12 protein-coding genes are annotated in these 15,090 nt (G+C 70.7%); 3 read left to right on the top strand and 9 right to left on the bottom strand.

The window, feature by feature from the left end:
* The first annotated feature begins 394 nt into the window (after nucleotides 1–394).
* Nucleotides 395–787 carry a VOC family protein gene (locus N8J89_RS29755; RefSeq protein ID WP_283660311.1) on the top strand — a complete coding sequence of 131 codons (393 nt, stop codon included), beginning with the start codon at nucleotides 395–397 and terminating at the stop codon, nucleotides 785–787.
* Nucleotides 788–1,380: 593 nt separating this feature from the next.
* Here N8J89_RS29755 and N8J89_RS29760 read toward each other — a convergent pair.
* On the bottom strand, nucleotides 1,381–2,316 hold the full coding sequence (locus N8J89_RS29760; protein WP_283660312.1) for a glycoside hydrolase family 16 protein: 936 nt from the start codon (nucleotides 2,314–2,316) through the stop codon (nucleotides 1,381–1,383).
* Between the two features lie 159 nt (nucleotides 2,317–2,475).
* Between N8J89_RS29760 and N8J89_RS29765 the strand changes: the two genes are divergently transcribed.
* A complete protein-coding gene (locus N8J89_RS29765) occupies nucleotides 2,476–3,186 on the top strand; it encodes a GntR family transcriptional regulator (RefSeq protein WP_283660313.1) in 711 nt (236 codons plus the stop codon).
* Nucleotides 3,187–3,250: 64 nt separating this feature from the next.
* Here the strand turns inward: N8J89_RS29765 and N8J89_RS29770 are convergent, their stop codons facing one another.
* The 3 genes from N8J89_RS29770 to N8J89_RS29780 form a co-directional block, all read right to left on the bottom strand.
* Entirely contained in the window at nucleotides 3,251–4,441 is a 1,191-nt protein-coding gene (locus tag N8J89_RS29770; protein ID WP_283660314.1) for a glycoside hydrolase family 64 protein, read from the bottom strand.
* Between the two features lie 185 nt (nucleotides 4,442–4,626).
* The gene (locus N8J89_RS29775; RefSeq protein ID WP_283660315.1) at nucleotides 4,627–5,763 is read right to left on the bottom strand and encodes a S1 family peptidase; all 1,137 of its coding nucleotides are present in this window, start codon (nucleotides 5,761–5,763) and stop codon (nucleotides 4,627–4,629) included.
* Nucleotides 5,764–5,943: 180 nt separating this feature from the next.
* A complete protein-coding gene (locus tag N8J89_RS29780; RefSeq protein ID WP_283660316.1) occupies nucleotides 5,944–8,190 on the bottom strand; it encodes a galactose-binding domain-containing protein in 2,247 nt (748 codons plus the stop codon).
* Nucleotides 8,191–8,467: 277 nt separating this feature from the next.
* On the opposite strand from N8J89_RS29780, the gene N8J89_RS29785 reads away from it, so the two are divergent.
* Nucleotides 8,468–8,968: a hypothetical protein gene (locus N8J89_RS29785; protein ID WP_283660317.1), complete on the top strand. Its 501-nt coding sequence runs from the start codon at nucleotides 8,468–8,470 to the stop codon at nucleotides 8,966–8,968.
* 50 nt (nucleotides 8,969–9,018) lie between these two features.
* Here N8J89_RS29785 and N8J89_RS29790 read toward each other — a convergent pair whose 3' ends face one another.
* From N8J89_RS29790 to N8J89_RS29810, 5 genes are all read right to left on the bottom strand, one after another.
* Nucleotides 9,019–10,677 carry a glycoside hydrolase family 13 protein gene (locus N8J89_RS29790; RefSeq protein WP_283660318.1) on the bottom strand — a complete coding sequence of 553 codons (1,659 nt, stop codon included), beginning with the start codon at nucleotides 10,675–10,677 and terminating at the stop codon, nucleotides 9,019–9,021.
* 26 nt (nucleotides 10,678–10,703) lie between these two features.
* Nucleotides 10,704–11,582, bottom strand: a complete 879-nt coding sequence (locus tag N8J89_RS29795; RefSeq protein WP_283660319.1) for a carbohydrate ABC transporter permease — start codon at nucleotides 11,580–11,582, stop codon at nucleotides 10,704–10,706.
* Nucleotide 11,583: 1 nt separating this feature from the next.
* A complete protein-coding gene (locus tag N8J89_RS29800; protein WP_283660320.1) occupies nucleotides 11,584–12,507 on the bottom strand; it encodes a carbohydrate ABC transporter permease in 924 nt (307 codons plus the stop codon).
* Nucleotides 12,485–13,846, bottom strand: a complete 1,362-nt coding sequence (locus tag N8J89_RS29805; RefSeq protein WP_502868346.1) for an ABC transporter substrate-binding protein — start codon at nucleotides 13,844–13,846, stop codon at nucleotides 12,485–12,487. The genes N8J89_RS29800 and N8J89_RS29805 overlap by 23 nt, the downstream gene beginning before the upstream one ends.
* A gap of 138 nt (nucleotides 13,847–13,984) precedes the next feature.
* Entirely contained in the window at nucleotides 13,985–14,995 is a 1,011-nt protein-coding gene (locus N8J89_RS29810) for a LacI family DNA-binding transcriptional regulator (protein ID WP_283660322.1), read from the bottom strand.
* Between the last annotated feature and the right edge of the window lie 95 nt (nucleotides 14,996–15,090).

Below are 15,090 nucleotides of genomic sequence, written 5' to 3' on the forward strand. Positions count from 1 at the left end.
CGTTACCAGCCCCAACGAATGCGCATTAACGCAGAAGACGCGAAACCTTACCAGCGCGAGCACCCGCAAGCCCAGACCCGATTGACGGGGATTGGACTGTAAGTGCTGTCACCTGCGCTTTTTCCGCGAGTAACCTACCTCACTCCAGGTCATCACCCGACCCCGGCACGTGTCGATCACCGCCAAGGTCCCCCGGACGGCGGTCGCGCCCCACTCACAGACCCTGCTCACACCCACACCGGCCGCCGATGCCCGAACGGGCGCTAGCACAATGCGCGAGGCACGAGCGTGACCACGATCACGAACCCGGGGAGAATCACCACCGGCTGTTCTCCACACCCTTTCCGAATAAAACGTGAGCAGTTTTCAAGTCTCTTTGCGAGGATCCAGCACCATGAAGTCCGCCATCCGCCACATCACGGTCAACTGCGCCCCACCCCTGGAGCCCTACACCCTGGCCGAGTTCTGGAGCGCCACCCTCGGCCACCCGATCCACCCCGACGACGCACCGGGCGACGACGAGGTCCTGATCGAGCTCCCCCACTCCCCCGGCCTGCTCTTCGTCCGAGTCCCCAACCCCAAGCCCCCCACCATCCGCAACCGCCTGCACCTGGACCTCCAGCCAGAACAACCAAGAGACGAAGAGGTCACCCGCCTCCTGGCCCTGGGCGCCACCTTCGTCGACGACCAGCGCACCGAAGACGGCCGAGGCTGGGTGGTCCTGGCCGACCCAGCAGGCAACGAGTTCTGCGTAGAACGCAGCAACACCGAACGCACCACGCCGTAGCCCGCCCCCTGTCCGGGCCGCCCGCACCCCGGTCCGCGTGCGGTGACCGTACGAGACCGCGGTATGCTGCCAACGTGATCAGCGCAGCTCAGAGCGCTGGCCACACCCCGCCCCGACCGCCGCCTCACCCGTCCGAGTGCTAAGCCAAAACGCGAAGGCAACCAAAACGGGGGTTCGAGCGTTCCGCAGAGGAACGGTGGCGGCGGCGGGCAGGACCGGAGCAGCACCCGGCCCACCCCCACCACAGGAAACAAGCAGCCCCGGCCCAGCAAGCCGCCCGACCCCGGCCACCCAGCCCCGGCCACCCAGCAGCAGCCGCTTGGCTGCCCAGCCCCGGCCACCTAACCCCGGCCGCCCGGCCGCAGCCGCTTGGCCCCCCAGGAGCCCGGGCTCGCCGGAGCCCACGCACGGCGGGACCCACCCACGCCGGGTCCCCCGCATGCCGGGGCCCGGTCTGCGGGGGCCCCCGGGCGGGACCGGGCGGGACCGAGCGGCGAGACCCGGCGGCGGGATCGGGGCAGCGGGACCGGGCAGCGGGACTGGGTCGCGGGACTCGGCTGCGGGCTGGGCCGCGGGGCTGGGGCGGGCTGGGGTCAGGTGGCGGGGACCGTGTCGATGAACTGGGTGCCGTTGGCTCGGTGGGTGTCGACCTGGTGGCGGACCTGGGCTGGGGTCAGGACCTGGTTGCGGGCGAAGTAGACCCAGTCGGCCTGCTGGTGGTACCGGCGTTCCGGGCCCGCGCCGTTGAGGTCGATGAACCAGTGGTTGAAGTTGATCAGCATGGGGGTCTCGGGGTAGTACCTGTCGCCGTGGTCGGCGATGAGCTGGCCGTCGATGTAGTACTTCATGCGGCCGTTGGCGACCTGCAGGACCAGGTCGTGCCAGCCGGCGAAGCTGCGATGGGCGCGGGTTGAGGTGTTGTCGGCCCACCACGGGTCCGGCTGGTAGGTCTCCCACGAGGTCAGGAACATGGTGTTGGTCTGCTCTCCCCAGCCGCCGTTGGGCAGGTACTCGAAGTCCTGTTCGCCGTAGTCCGGGTCGCGGTCGTGGCGGAGCGGGGTGATCGTGTAGAAGGTCTGCACCACGTGGTCGCCGTCGGGGCCGTGGGCCGGGGCGTCGGTCATGTGGAAGCGGGTGGCGTAGGTGCCCTCGAAGAACTTGCGGCCGGTGTTGAGCTGCGACTGCCTTGTGCCGCTTGGGGTTCCGTTGGTCTGGGCGCTCAGCTGGGCGACCTGTTGACCGCCGACGGTGGGGAAGCTGACCAGGTTCGGGTCCCAGGTCGCGCCGCCGACTCCTGGGCCGCCGGTGCCGGAGCGGACGGTCCAGCCTCGTTGGGGCAGGCGGGGGTCGGCGCTGCTGGTGTAGTTGAAGTCGTCGAAGAGGGCTTCGGTCGGCTGGGTGGGGGTGGTGCCGTGCTGGAGCACCGGTTGGGATGGGGCGGCGGCGCTCGTGGGGGGCAGGGTGGTCAGGCCGAGGGTGACCAGGGTGGACAGGCCGGCGGACAGCAGCCGGATTCGTTGCGGGGACACGACTTCCTCCTCAACACCGCGGGGATGTGCGGGGTGGCGGCGGTGTCGGGCGTCCTGACTTGACCAATTGGTAAGTTCAGTGACGTGAACGACCGTTGCACAGAAGCCGGGCGGCGTCAACCGGTGGCCGGGTCCGGTCCTCACGGACATACTGGGGCGGTGGCGAGACCGGTGGCGCGCAAGCGCGAGCGCGTGCGCGACTACCTGGTGGAACTGGTCGAGACCCGGCCGCAGGGCACCGCGATCCCCTCCGAGCGCACCCTCTGCGCACTGCTGTCGGTCTCCCGGCCCACACTGCGCTCGGCGGTGGACGAACTGGTCAGCTCCGGACTGCTGGTGCGTGAGCACGGGCGCGGCATGTTCGTGGCGCGGGACAAGGTCACGCAGGAGCTCCTCGGCGAGCAGGTGCCGCTGGCCGCGCCCAAGGCGGAGGGTGACTGGTCAAGTCGGGTGCTGGAACTGGTCAGGATTCCGGCTGGGGCCAGGATCGGGCGCAAGCTGGAGCTGTCCCCCGGGGCCGAGATCACCTATGTGGCCCGGTTGCGACTCGTGGACGGCATGCCGATCGCGTTGGAGCAGCTGCACATCCCGGTCGCGGTCGCCCCCGATCTGTCCACAGTGGACTTCGAGCGGCCCGGACTGCACGTCGCGTTGCGGAGACGCGGGGTGGTGGTGCGCGAGGCGGTGCAGTCGATCGAGCCGACGGTGACCGATGAGACCGAGTCCGAGCTGCTCGGCGTGCCACTGCTGACTCCGGCGCTGCTGTTCGACCGGCGCACCACCGACGCCGACGGCCGTGCGGTGGAGTACGCGCGCTCGATCTACCGCGGCGACCGCTACCGGATCGTCTCCCGCCTGTCGCTGGCGTGACCCGGCCGGCCACCGCAGCAGGGGTGGCGGTGGCCGGACGGGCGCACGTCGCGGTGTGACGGGATCAGCGGAGGCGCTTGACCTCGACGGTGAGCGTGCCCGGGTCGCCGGAGCGGGTGGCGCCGCTGAAGTCCGGGCCCGGGGAGACGTCGTCGTAGGGGAAGGCGTAGCCGCGGTTGTCCGGCAGGCGCTCGTGCACGATCCGGGCGTAGTGGTTGGTGGCCGGGGTGCGGTAGAAGTTGCTGGCCACCTCGCCGTGCGGCTGGTTCGGGTTGGACAGCAACGTGGTGCGGTTCAGCGCCGCGGCCAGCCGCGGGATGATCGCCTTGCGCACCTCGCTGGCCCCGGCCAGGCTGAACGGCCCGGAGTCGCAGCTGAACACGTCAGCGGTGCTGGGCTTGGTGAAGGTCTCGCCGTTGTTGAAGCGCAGCACCCCGCCGCTGACCCGGCCGGTGAGCCTGCCCGGCCCGCTCTGGGTGTCCACCACCAGGTTGGTGCCCGCGTACTTGGCCCAGCACTGGTCGATGTAGCCGCCCAGGTAGTTGGCGAACGCGCTCGCCTTGTAGTGCGCGCTCATCGCCCGCAGGTTGCGGCCGTCCGGACCCTTCTGGATCAGCTGGTTCCAGGCCGAGCCCTCCTTGGACGCCTGGGCCTGCAGCGCCGCGCAGATCCCGTCCAGCGCGCCGGCCGGCAGGCCCGGCACGGTCTCCACCCGGCCGGAGAGCGAGCGCAGCGAGATGCCCAGCGGCGCGGCCACGAAGTCCACGTAGCTGATGTTGGCGAACAACTCGGCCTCGTTGAAGGTGAACTCGGCGAAGGTCCAGTTCTTGTTGATGTTGGGATCGCCCGGGTTGAGGAAGCTGGGGTGCACGATGTGCGGGCCGGGGTTGACGAAGAAGTTGAGCTTCGCCCCGGTCACCACGTAGATCCGCGCGCCGTACATGCGCGGGATGGACACCGTGGTGGAGGAACCGGGACCGCCCAGGGCGATCGAGGGGTCCTCGCCCAGCGGGGTGACCGGTGAGCCGGGCGAGGGCGGGTAGTAGGAGCTGCCGTCCCGGCGGACGAACAGCGGGCGGTTGCCGGACAGGCCCACGACATAGGCGTAGGCGGTGGCCGATCCGGAGTTGTTGACCAGGTTCAGGGTGAATCTCTGCGGCGTCGCGGCGGTGGTGGCGTGCGCGGCGAGCTGGCCGAGGGCAGGGGTGGCCAGAGCTGTCGCGGACGCGCCGAGGAAGAGGCGACGAGAGATCATGAACTTTCCTCCACGTCGAGGAAGCTGATCCATGCCACTGGCGGCTGCGACCTGGAAACTCAGCTGGTAGGGACACAGGGGGTGTGCGTGAGAGCGCTCTCGCACACCCCCTACGGTGGCCCTGGTTCCCGAGGAAAGTCAAGGTGTTCAGATCGGAAACATATTCTGGGCCGCGTTATATACCGTCAGGCGGTATGCAACGCCAGTCCGTACACGGACAGGATCTCGTTGATCGGCTGGAACCAGGTCCGCCCGCCGCCGCGGCAGTCGCCGTAGCCGCCGGAGGTGACGCCCTGGGCCTGGTCGCCGGTGATGAACGAGCCGCCGGAGTCACCGCCCTCGGCGCACACGCTGGTGCCGGTCATCTGGTGCACCGCGCCCTGGGCGTAGTTGATGGTCTCGTTGTGCGACAACACCTGTCCGCAGTGCCACTTGGTGGTGGAACCGGAGCGGCACACCGAGGTCCCGACCGGCGCCACCCAGGAGCCGCGGACCAGGGCGTCGGAGACGGTGCCCCAGCCGAGCACCACCGGCACCGTCCACCAGCCGCCGCCGGTGCGCACGAAGGCGTAGTCGTTGCCGGGGAAGGAGGAGCCGGCGAAGGTGCCCATCCAGGAGCGGTCCCAGCCGTTGACCTGGGCGCCGGTCCCCGCGCAGTGCCCGGCCGTGACGAAGCCGCCGTGCACGGAGAAGCCGATGGAGCAGCGCACGTTCCCGGTGTAGTACGGGTCGCCGCCGACCACCCCGGCCGCGTAGGTGCGCGGGGTCCGGACCCCGGCGCGGTGCACGGTCACCGGGCCGCTGGCGCGGGCCTGGTCGAGGAAGTCGCGGACCGATGCCTCCTCGGCGTCCTCGACGACGTTGACCACCACCGTGTTGGCGCGCGGGTCGACGTGCCAGCTGGCCACTCCGGCCGGGGCGCGCTTGGCCGCGGCGAGCCGGTCGAGGGAGTCCTTGGTGGCGGCCAAGGCTTTCGCGGTGTGGGTGACCGGCACGGCTTCGGCTCCGGTGGCGCGCACGGCGTCGGCCCTGGCCGGGTCGGTGACCGCCACCACCAGCCTGCCGCGGCCGGGGTCGAACCAGGAGCCGCCCAGTGCCGCGCCCGCGGCGGCCTCGGCGGCCGGGACCAGCCGGGAGGCCTGGTTCTCCTGGCGGACGCGGAGCGCGGCCCGCTCCGCGGTGAGCCCGAGGTCCTGCCGCATGGCGGGCAGCAGTCCGGGTGAGAGGACGGGATCGGCCAGGGCCGCGGGCGCGGCTCCGGCGGCGACGGACAGGGCGAGTGACACGGCGAGGCCCAACCGGCCCGCTGCGCTGCGGTGCATCTGAGTCTCCTTGTGGCGGAAGGAAATGTGACCCAACTGCGTGGCGGCGGACGCTCAACGTGACACGGTGGTCCAGACCGGTCAAGGGATCGGGTGCGGCTGACCGGTTCCGGACAGATGCGGGCGCGGACACCACAGGACCCCCGCCCGAACGGACAGGGGCCCGGTGGTGCAGGGGAATCAGGCCGGGTACACCCGCAGCTCCGCCAGCTGCCCCGCGGGCCAGCCGGTGTTGCCGGTGAACCGCACCCGCAGGTACCGCACGCCGGTGGCGGCGAAGTTCGCGGTGGCGGTGTTGCCGGAGCCGGGATCGAAGGCGTAGCCGCGGGAGGCGGCGAGCTCGGTGTAGCCGGAGCCGTTGGCGCTGCCCAGGATGGTCGCGGTCTGGGTGCGGGCGCCCCAGGCCGGGCTGGGCGGCAGGGCCAGGGTGACCCGGTTGACCTGGTGGGTGGCGCCGAGGTCGACGGTGATCTCCTGCGGGAAGGCGTGGTTCGCGCTTTCCCAGTAGCTGTCGGCGTTGCCGTCCACCGCGCGGGCCGCGGCCAGGTCGTGCACGTGGCTGCTCGCGCTGATCGCCTTGCCCTGGGCCACGTTCACGCCGCCGGGCGGCGGGGTGGTGGTGGTCGGGTTGCCGCCGCTGCCGGGCTCGGGCCAGGAGCAGCCCGGCCACACGTTGCCCTGCCAGCCGTTGTTGCCCGCGCCGGCGTGCAGGGTGAAGGTGCCGTTGGGGTAGGGGCAGTTGTAGACCCCGGCGCGACCGAGGCCGCTGGCGGTGACGTTGCTCGCGGTGATCGAGCCGCGGGTCTCGGCTTGCAGCAGCACGGTGCGCGCGTTGCGCACGGTGGCGCCGTTGACGTGCACGCTGTTCACCGGCAGGCCCTTGCCGCCGCCGCTGACGGTCTGGATCGCGCTGTAGGGGCTGTCCAGGAACTGGTTCCCGGTCAGCTCGACCCGCACGCCGCCGTCCACCGGGTGGTCGTAGGAGTCGATGCGCAGCGCGCTCATCGGGTGGTTCCAGTTGGGGTTCATCGCCCCGGCGCGGACGGTCACGTTGTCCCGCACCGTGATCAGGCCGGTCAGCGGGGTGAAGTACTTGCCCGCGATGAACTCCTGGTTGGACAGGGCGATGCCGCTGCCGAGTGCGTTGGTGTCCAGCACGGCGTTGCGGGTCAGCGTGGTGTCCGCGCCGCCGTAGATGGCGATGCCGTTGGCCAGGTTGGGCTGCACGATGGTGTTGTGGCTGAAGGTGTTGCCGCGGTTGGCCGAGTGGATGGACCACATGGCCAGCGCGTCGTCGCCGGTGTTGCGCAGGAAGTTGTTGCGCACCACCGAGTTGGTCACCGAGCCGTTGAAGTTGAGGCCGTCGGCCTTGAGGTCGAGGAACCTGCTGTTCTCGATGGTGAGGTTGTGGTTGTTCGGGCCGACCAGCCACAGGCCGACCTTCTGGTGCTGGATCCAGATGTTGGACACCACGGATCCGTTGCCCAGGCTGCCGTTGACGAAGTTGTCCGGCCGGTCGTCGACCCGCTGGGACACCTCGCCGATCACCGCGAAGTCGTGCAGCCGCAGGGCGCCCGAGGTGCTGGCGTTGTCGATGAGGTGGGTGCCGCGCAGGGTGGCGTGCCAGGGCCCGGCGCCGCGCACGGTGACGTTGTCGATCTCCAGCTTCGAGCTGAACCTGAACTCGCCCTGGGGGATCCACACCGAGCGGCCCTGGGCGCGGGCCTCGGCGATGGCGCGGTTGATCGCGGCGGTGGAGTCGGCCGCGCCGCTGGGGTCGGCGCCGGTGGCGGTGATGGCGACCGAGTCAGCCGGTTGTGGCGCGGGGTCCGCGACCTGCTCGAAGTCGGCGAGGTCGATCACCGCGGGCAGGTCGCCGCCGTCGACCTGGAGCCGCACCCGGTCGCCGGGGCCAGCTTGGCGGCCCAGCAGCAGCCGGGCGTGCCCGAACAGCTGGTGGGTCTTGGATCCGGCGATCCAGCCGGTGTCCAGGTAGCCGAAGCGGGCGGTGAGCGCGAGCTTGCCGGGCAGCTTCTGGCCGTTGAGGTAGACCGAGAGCGAGCCGGACTGGCCGCGTTCGACGTTGTGCGAGACGACCACCGCGTTGGCCTGGCGGGCCAGGGTGAACTCGACGTACTGGCCGTGGCCCAGCCGGACCGCGCGGCGGCTGGAGGCTTCGGAGGCGACGGTGCCCTGGGTGTGGTCGGGGCCGACCGCGCCGCCGTTGGTGGCCGCGGCTTCGGCCTCGTAGGTGGTGAACGGGACGCTCGCGCCATAACCGGCGGGTATGTCGGAGTTGGGCGCCGCCTGCGCGCCGGTCGCGGGCGCGGTGGCCAGGACGGTGACGGCGCCTGCGGTGAGCAGCGCCGCCGACAGCGCGGCCAGCGGAGCCAGTCGCCGTGGGGACTTGCGGGGAAGGTCTGTCATGGCAGGGCGCACCTTCGGTTGATCTGGGTATGGCCGGTGGCGGCGGCGATCCCCGGGGATCGGTGCGGTGTCGACGAAGGTAGATGTTTCCAGCAGATGACCGCAATACTTCAACCGATTTGCGCAAGAGTTGCACAATCAGGCCTGCGGTTGGCGTGGACTCGGTAACGCGGCGCAAGGGGCTTGCCCGGATCGGCGCAAGCGGCTTGCGCGGGCCGAACGGGGTAACCGTGGCCGGTGGCTGAACCGAACCGGGGCGCTCGCGCGTTGCCCGGACATGGACCACGTCGTCGAACCGCCTCGCGCCGCCTCGGTCTGGACGCCCTACCCCGACGCGGAGGACGGTGTGCACGACCCGGCGCGGGATGTGCTGTGGCGGATCAGCGAGCTGCTCGTCGCGCACGGCGTGGCCAGCGCGGACGTGCACCTGCTGCTGCCACCGGAGCGGCAGGTGCGCGCCGCGCTGCGCTGCAAGGAGGCGCGCAGGCAGGACGCCGCGCTGGCCGCCGACCTGTCGGTGTGCGAGTCCTTCGCCGCGGTCTGCCCGGTGCACGATCCGTTGGTGCGCAGGGTGTTCCGGGGTCGCGGGCTGCGCTGCACCGGTCGCAGGGACAGCTGCCCGTGGCGCGGGGAGGGCTGGCGGCGGCACTGCGCGGCGCCGATGGCCGCGGTGGTGGAGCACCCGGTCACCGGCGAGCGGCGGCGGTGGTGCCTGGTGCACCTGGAGGTCGAGCGGGCGATGAACCCCGGGCTACGGGTGGTCGCGGCGGCGCACTGACCGGGCCGGTTCGGGAGACGGACCTCCCGAACCAGCCAGGGGCTGGGGCATCAGGCCAGCCAGACCGCGGTGTCGGCGGGCAGTTCGTCCTGCCCGGTCAGCGGCCCGCTGGCCAGCAGCACCCGCTCGTGCGCGGGCAGCGGGACCGGTGCGCCGGAGAGGTTCAGCACGCAGGTGAAGCCGGGCGGGCGGTGGAAGGCGAGGACCTGCTCGCCGCGGTCCAGCCAGCGCATCGGGCCGTCGCCGAGCGCGGGCAGCTCCCGGCGCAGCCGCAGCGCCTCCCGGTAGAGCGCGTGCATCGAGCCCGGATCCCGTTGCTGCGCCTCGGCGGTGCAGCCCACCCACTCCTGGGGCTGCGGCAGCCAGGGCCGGGAGCCCTCGGGGCCGAAGCCGAACGGGGCGGCCTGGCCGGCCCACGGGAGCGGCACCCGGCAGCCGTCCCGGCCGGGGTCCGCACCCTGGGTGCGTGCGAACACCGGGTCCTGGCGCAGCTCGTCCGGCACGTCCTCGACCTCCCACAGGCCGAGCTCTTCTCCTTGGTACACATAGGCTCCGCCGGGCAGGGACAGACTGAGCAGCGCGGCCGCGCGGGCCCGCCGGGTGCCCAGCTCGCGGTCCACCGGGGTGCCGTGGCGGCGGTCGGCGAAGGTGAAGCCGGTGTCGCCGGCGCGGCCGTAGCGGGTGACGTGGCGGGTCACGTCGTGGTTGGACAGCACCCAGGTGGGCGGCGCGCCCACCGGCGCGTGACTGTCCACAGTAGACTGGATGACGGACCTGAGCTGACCGGCTTCCCACGGGCAGGACAGGAAGTCGAAGTTGAAGGCGGAGTGCAGCTCGTCCGGCCGGAGGTAGCGGGCGAAGCGCTCGGGGTCGGGCAGCCACATCTCGCCGACGAAGATCCGGTCCGGGCCGTACTCCTCGGCGATCCGCCGCCAGGCCCGGTAGATCTCGTGCACGCCGTCCAGGTCGGAGAACGGCAGCTGCCCGTTGACCCCGGCCACATCGGGTAGGCCGGGCGCCTTGACCAGCCCGTCGGCCACGTCGATGCGCAGGCCGTCCACGCCGCGGTCGAACCAGAACCGGAGGATGTCGGCGAACTCGGCGTGCACCTCGGGGTTGGTCCAGTTGAGGTCGGGCTGCTCGGCGGCGTAGAGGTGCAGGTACCACTCCCCCGGCGTGCCGTCGGCGTTGACGGTCCTGGTCCAGGCCGGGCCGCCGAAGCGGGACTGCCAGTCGTTCGGCGGTTCGGCGCCGTCGGCGCCCCGGCCGGGCCGGAACCAGAACCGTTGCCGCGCGGGCGATCCCGGCGCCGCGGCCAGCGCCTCGGCGAACCAGGGGTGCTGGTCGGAGCAGTGGTTGGGCACGATGTCGATGATGATCCGGATGCCCAGCCGGTGCGCCTCGGCGATGAACTCCTCGGCCTGGGCCAGGGTGCCGAAGACCGGTTCGATGTCCCGGTAGTCGGCCACGTCGTAGCCGCCGTCGGCCATCGGCGAGGGATACCACGGGCAGAACCAGATCGCGTCGATGCCCAGCTCCGCCAGGTAGGGCAGCTTCGCGCGGGCCCCGAGGAGATCACCGATACCGTCCCCGTCGCCGTCGGCGAAGCTGCGCAGGTACACCTGGTAGATCGCCGCCCCGCGCCACCAGGACGACGAGGTTCCGTCCACAGTGGACTGAGTGGTTGTGGTGCGCTCGGAGGAGATCACGATGCCGCCTTCCAGACAGGTGGGGTCTAGCCCTTGAGGCTGCCGGCGGTGAGGCCGGCCAGGATCTGGCGTTGGAAGATGAGGAACAGCACGATCATCGGGATGCTGGCCAGCACCAGTCCCGCGGTGAGCACGTTGAGCGCGGTGTCCGGCGCGACGCGTTCCAGCGCCACGCTGAGGGTCTGCTCGTTCGGGTCGGAGAACACCAGCAGCGGCCAGATGAAGTCCTTCCACGCGGTGACCAGCGCGAGGATGGACACCACCGCCAGGATCGGCCGGGAGATCGGCAGCACGATGCTGATCAGCACCCGCACCGGGCCTGCCCCGTCCATCCTGGCCGCTTCCAGCAGCTCGCCGGGGATCTCGTCGAAGAACCGCTTGAGCAGGTAGATGTTGAACGCGCTGGCCGCCGCGGGCAGCCAGATCCCGGCTGGGTTGTTGAGCAGGTTCACCCCGAGCAGCGGCACGTCCGCGATGGTCAGGTAGGTGGGCACCAGCAGCGCGGAGGCCGGCAGCATCAGGGTGGCCAGCATCAGGCCGAGGATCGCGTTGCCCAGCACCGGTCTCAGCTTGGACAGCGCGTAGGCGGCAGGCACGCACACCGCCAGCTGCACCAGCACCGCGCCGCCGGCCACGATGAAGGTGTTGAGGAAGTAGCGGCTCAGGTCCAGCTCCTGCCAGGCCTGCCAGAAGGTCTCCGGGAACCAGGTCTCCGGCACCACCGACGGCGGCGTCCTGGCCAGCTCCACCGGCGACTTCATCGCGCCGGTCACCGCCCAGTACAGCGGGAAGACGAAGGCCAGCAGGAACACCACCAGTACCAGGCCGAAAACCAGCCAGTACAAGGCTTTCCCGCGCGGGGAGCGCAGGGCCGCCGGGGAGACCAGGGTGCGGGTGGACGACATGTCAGCTCCTCGTCCTGGTCAGGCGCACGTAGGTGGCGGAGAAGATGCCGAGCACCACGAACAGCAGCAGGCTCAGCGCGCTGGCCGTGCCGAAGTCGTTGTAGTAGAAGGCATACCGGTACAGCAGGAGCAGCACGGTGACGGTGGCGTCCTCCGGCCCGCCGCCGGTCATCACGTACGGTTCGGTGAAGACCTGCATGGTGGCCACCACCTGCAACAGCAGCAGCACCAGCAGCACGAACCGGGTCTGCGGGATGGTGACGTGCACCAGCCGCCGCCACAGGCTCGCACCGTCCAGCTCGGCCGCCTCGTACAGCTCGCCGGGGATGGTCTGCAGCGCGGCCAGGTAGATCAGCGTGGTGCTGCCCATGTTGGCCCAGGTGGAGACCAGCACCAGGGAGATCATGGCGGTGCTGCTGGAGTCCAGCCAGCTCAGCCCGGACAGGCCGACCGCGCGCAGGCCCTCGTTGAACAGGCCGGGGCCGGGGTTGTAGAACCACTTCCACAGCAGCGCGGTCACCACCGGCGGCAGCATCACCGGCAGGTACACCGCGATCCGGAAGAACGAGCGGGCGTGCCGCAGCTCGTTGAGCACCACCGCGGTCAGGAACGGCACCGCGAAACCCAGCAGCAGCGCCAGTCCGGTGAACAGCAGGGTGTTGCGCCAGGCCGCGCCGAAGAGCGGGTCGTTGAACAGCCGCTCGAAGTTGTCGAACCCGACCCAGGTCGGCGGGTTGACGAAGTCGACCTGCTGGAAGCTGAGCAGCACGCCGCGGATCAACGGCCACCAGGAGAACAGCGCGAAGACCACCAGCGCGGCGGCGAGCAGGCCGTAGGCGGTGAGGTTCTCGCTGAGCTTGCGGCGCCACCGGCCCCGCCCCGGCGCCGCCGCCGCGCTCAGCTCACCGGAGCTGCGCAAGAACACCGTTGACCTTGGTTTCCGCTTCGGCGAGCAGCTGGCCGATGTTGACCTCCTTGTTGGTCAGCACCGCCTGCATCACCGTGTCCAGCGCGGCGTAGACCTGTTGCGCGTTCGGCGGTTCCAGGTTGCCCTTCAGGCTGGGCGCGGCGGTGATGTAGGGCTGGTAGTTGGCCACCGGGATGGTCGCGTTGGCGGCCTTGACCTTCTCCTGCTGCTCGCGCACCGGGCCGACCCAGACGTCGGCGGCCGGTGGCACGGGCAGGCCGATCGGCTGCTTCTGCTCGGCGTAGCGCTTGAGGTTGCTCTCGATCCTGGCCGGGTCGAGGAACTTCCAGCGCAGCCAGGTGAGTCCGGCCTTGATCTTCTCCGGGGTGGCCTTGGGGTTGATCATGTAGCCCTCGCCGCCGATCAACGTGCCCTGACCGCCGGGCAGCGGGGCCAGGCCGTAGTCCTCGTACCTGCCGTTGAACTGGTTGACCAGCACCGGCACGTTGTCCGGCGCGGCGATGTACATGCCGAGCTGACCCGCGCCCATCAGGCGTTGCAGGTCGGGGATCTCCAGCAGCTGCTTGCTGCCCATGGAGTCATCGGTCCAGCGCATGTCGTACAGGTGCTGGAGCGCGGCCCTGCCCTTGTCGTTGTTGAAGTCGGCCTTCCAGCTCTCGCCCTCCTGGCGGGCCACCGCGCCGCCGACGGAGTTGAGCCAGCTGGTCAGGTGCCAGCCGCCCTGGTTGTTCTTGCTCAGCTCGCCGAAGCCGACCACGCCGCCGCCCAGCGCGCTGATCTTCTTGGCGGCCGCGCGCACCTCCGCCCAGGTGGCGGGCGGCTTGTCCGGGTCCAGTCCGGCCTTGCCGAACAGGGTGCGGTTGTAGAGCAGGCCCATCGAGTAGTTGGCGGTGGGCAGGCCGTACTGGCGGCCCTTGCCGTCGGTGAACACCTGCACCAGCTGCGGGTTGAGCTCACCGGCCAGCGGGACGTCCTTGAGGTGGTCGGTGATGTCGGCGGCCTGACGGCGGGCGATGATCTGCGCCGGGTCGGTGAGGTAGACGTAGTAGACGTCCTCCAGCTGGCCGCCGGAGAGCTTGGTGGCGAAGGTCTTCGGGTCCATGAAGCCTTCGTGCGGCTCGATGTCGATGTTCGGGTTGGCCGCCTCGAACGCGGCCACGTCCTCGTCGAAGATCTTGCGCTGGAAGGCCTGGGTGCCGGGCGGCTGCCCGTTGACGGAGATCTTGACCTTGCCGCCCGCCGTGGGCGGGGCATCGCCGCCGCACCCGGCCATGGTCAGGCCGAGTCCGGCGACGAGCAGAGCGCCAAGGGCGCTGCGGGTACGAGGTCTCATCATCGCTCGTGCCTCTTCTCGGTGGGAGGTCGCTCCGGCGGGACCTGTGGCGCGGCTCACGATAGGAGCCCGGTCCACCGGAGCGCAATATCCCGATGAGATCTAGCAAGAAGTCGACTGAGCCTTGTTATGTACTGACGGTCACTTCTCCGGCGCGGGCGCGGTCGACCCGCGCACCACCAGCTCCGGCTCGAACAGCAGCTCCTCGGCGGTGACCTCGGCGCCGTTGATCTGCGCGGCCAGCAGGTCCACCGCGGCCCGGCCCATCGCCTCGATGGGCTGGCGGATGGTGGTCAGCGGCGGGTCGGTGCAGTTCATGAACGCGGAGTCGTCGTAGCCGATCACCGAGACGTCGGCGGGCACCGCCATGCCGCGCCGCCGCACCGCGCGCACCGTGCCCAGCGCGAGCGGGTCGGAGGCGCAGACGATGCCGGTGACCCCGCGTTCGATCAGCCGCGCGGCCGCGGCCTGCCCGCCCTCCAGGGAGAACATGGCGTGCCCGACCCATTCGGCAGGCACGCTGAGCTCGGCCTTGGCCGCCGCGGCGGTGAAGGCGGCCAGCTTGCGCCGCGAGGGCAGGTGGTCCGGCGGGCCGAGCACCATGCCGACCTTGGTGTGCCCGAGGGAGAGCAGGTGGGTCAGCGCCTGTTCCGCGGCGACCGCGTCGTCGCAGGAGACCCGGGGGAAGCCCAGCTCGTCGATGCCCGCGTTGATCAGCACGGTGGGCAGCTGGCGCTCGACCAGGCGGCGGTAGTGCTCGTGCGAGGCGTCGGCCTGGGCGTAGCTGCCACCGGCGAACAGGACTCCGGAGACGTGCTGGGCGAGCAGCAGCTCGACGTAGTCGGCCTCGGAGACACCGCCGGCGGTGCGAGTGCACAGCACCGGGGTGAAACCCTGCTGCGCCAACGCGTTGCCCATGATCTCGGCGAAGGCGGGGAAGATCGGGTTCTGCAGTTCGGGCAGCACCAGGCCGACCAGCCGGGCGCGTTCGCCGCGCAGCTGGGTGGGTCGCTCGTAGCCCAGCACGTCGAGGGCGGTGAGCACGGCGTTGCGGGTGGACTCCGAGACGCCGGGCTTGCCGTTGAGCACCCGGCTGACCGTCGCCTCACTCACCCCGACCTTGCGCGCCACCTCGGCGAGTCGTCGAGTCATGAGGCAATGATGACGCAAGGGAGCGCAAAATGCATACATTTCTTGCAGCTGGCTTGCAGCGTGTCGAATCCGCTCCGCCGGGTCACCGGGACGTG

Origin of the sequence: Crossiella sp. CA-258035 (genome assembly GCF_030064675.1) — a bacterium.
GTDB lineage: Bacteria > Actinomycetota > Actinomycetes > Mycobacteriales > Pseudonocardiaceae > Crossiella.

Excerpts from the sequence above, each read along its gene's own strand:
- N8J89_RS29775 (WP_283660315.1), bottom strand. The coding sequence starts at position 5,763 with ATGCACCGCAGCGCAGCGGGCCGGTTGGGCCTCGCCGTGTCACTCGCC.
- N8J89_RS29770 (WP_283660314.1), bottom strand. The coding sequence starts at position 4,441 with ATGATCTCTCGTCGCCTCTTCCTCGGCGCGTCCGCGACAGCTCTGGCC.
- N8J89_RS29805 (WP_502868346.1), bottom strand. The coding sequence starts at position 13,846 with ATGATGAGACCTCGTACCCGCAGCGCCCTTGGCGCTCTGCTCGTCGCC.
- N8J89_RS29755 (WP_283660311.1), top strand. The coding sequence starts at position 395 with ATGAAGTCCGCCATCCGCCACATCACGGTCAACTGCGCCCCACCCCTG.
- N8J89_RS29780 (WP_283660316.1), bottom strand. The coding sequence starts at position 8,190 with ATGACAGACCTTCCCCGCAAGTCCCCACGGCGACTGGCTCCGCTGGCC.
- N8J89_RS29810 (WP_283660322.1), bottom strand. The coding sequence starts at position 14,995 with ATGACTCGACGACTCGCCGAGGTGGCGCGCAAGGTCGGGGTGAGTGAG.
- N8J89_RS29785 (WP_283660317.1), top strand. The coding sequence starts at position 8,468 with ATGGACCACGTCGTCGAACCGCCTCGCGCCGCCTCGGTCTGGACGCCC.
- N8J89_RS29795 (WP_283660319.1), bottom strand. The coding sequence starts at position 11,582 with ATGTCGTCCACCCGCACCCTGGTCTCCCCGGCGGCCCTGCGCTCCCCG.